This is a genomic window from Corynebacterium gottingense (assembly GCF_003693265.1).
GTDB lineage: Bacteria > Actinomycetota > Actinomycetes > Mycobacteriales > Mycobacteriaceae > Corynebacterium > Corynebacterium gottingense.
This window is the reverse complement of record NZ_RDRE01000131.1, coordinates 1-1,461: the sequence shown is the minus strand read 5'-3', so window position 1 is coordinate 1,461 and position 1,461 is coordinate 1. Positions and strand designations below refer to the sequence as shown.

Genomic DNA, 1,461 nt, shown 5'->3' with positions numbered 1-1,461 from the left:
GTGTCCGAAGTCACGACATAGTTGACACGGCGTGCCTGGGGGAACCTTCCTGATGGTTGACAGGTCAGCCGCGACATGGTTGACACTTAGCCCAAGAAAACCACCTAGGGTGATGGTTGACACCTCAGTCGCGACATAGTTGACACCGACCAGCAACCGCGTGGCGTGAAGCCACACGGGGATCAGTCGGGACATTGTTGACAAAATGAACAGCCCCAACCGCAACCTCGCGATCGTTAAGGCCGTACGAGACCAAGGCGAACCAGCTGCCAAAGTCGCCAAACGATTCGGGATCTCCCGCCAACGCGTCTACAGAATCCTCGCCGACTTCGACGCCGGCGGGCCTGAAGCGATCGCCCCGAAATCCCGCGCACCACACACCCACCCCCAAGCCATCCCCGAAAACCTGCGTAAACACATCATCGAAATGCGCAAAGAGTTGACCAGGGCCGGTTTCGACGCAGGCCCAGACACCATCGCCTTCCACCTTCAACGACAGGGTCAGCGAGTCCCATCAACTTCCACCATCCGCCGCATCATCACCAACGCGGGCCTGGTTACCCCACAGCCCCAGAAGAAGCCACGAAGCTCCTACATCCGCTTCGAAGCCGAAATGCCCAATGAGTGCTGGCAAGCCGACATTACCCACCTTTTCCTCGCCGACGGCATTCGTGTAGAAGTCCTCGACTTCCTCGACGACCATTCCCGCTACCTGCTGTCAATTACCGCCCAGCACGCGTTTACGGGCACTGCAGTGGCAGAACAGCTCCAGCACCTCATCGACACCTATGGGCCGCCAGCATCCACGCTTACCGACAACGGATTGGTTTTTACAGCACGACTCGCCGGCCGGAAAGGAGGTCGCAACGCCTTCGAGAAAACCCTTAATCACCACCGCATTCAACAGAAAAATGGCCGACCTGGGCACCCACAGACTCAAGGCAAGATCGAACGATTCCACCAGACGCTCAAACGCTGGATCAAAGCACGACCACCAGCAGAAACAATCTCCCAGCTGCAACAACAACTCGACGAATTCGCTGGGTACTACAACGCAGAAAGGCCTCATCGAGCACTCGGACGCCGCACACCGGAACAGGCCTACACCGCCGGAGCCAAAGCTCAACCCACGGACACCCCTAATGACGAATGGCGCACCCGCAACGACATCGTCGGTGTCAACGGCAAAGTCACCATCCGCTATGCCGGAAAGCTCTACCACCTAGGCATCGGACGCGCCTACGGCGGCAAGCCCATCCTGATGGTCATCACCGACAACCACGTCACCACATCGTTAAAAGAGACCGGCGAAATCATCGCCGAGCACTACATCGACACATCCCGCAACTACCAAAAACCATACTGGCGAAAAGGCCAACCCCCACTGACCTAAAACACAAAACCGGTGCCTCGGAAAAATAAAAACCGAGGCACCGGTTTGTCCACCATGTCGCGACTGAG

At 57.5% G+C, this 1,461-nt stretch carries 1 protein-coding gene; it reads left to right on the top strand.

Annotated features, from left to right (window positions below; all coding sequences use genetic code 11):
- Positions 1–205 precede the first annotated feature (205 nt).
- Positions 206–1,393: an IS481 family transposase gene (locus EAW56_RS12205; protein WP_122086825.1), complete on the top strand. Its 1,188-nt coding sequence runs from the start codon at positions 206–208 to the stop codon at positions 1,391–1,393.
- The last annotated feature ends 68 nt before the right edge of the window (positions 1,394–1,461 follow it).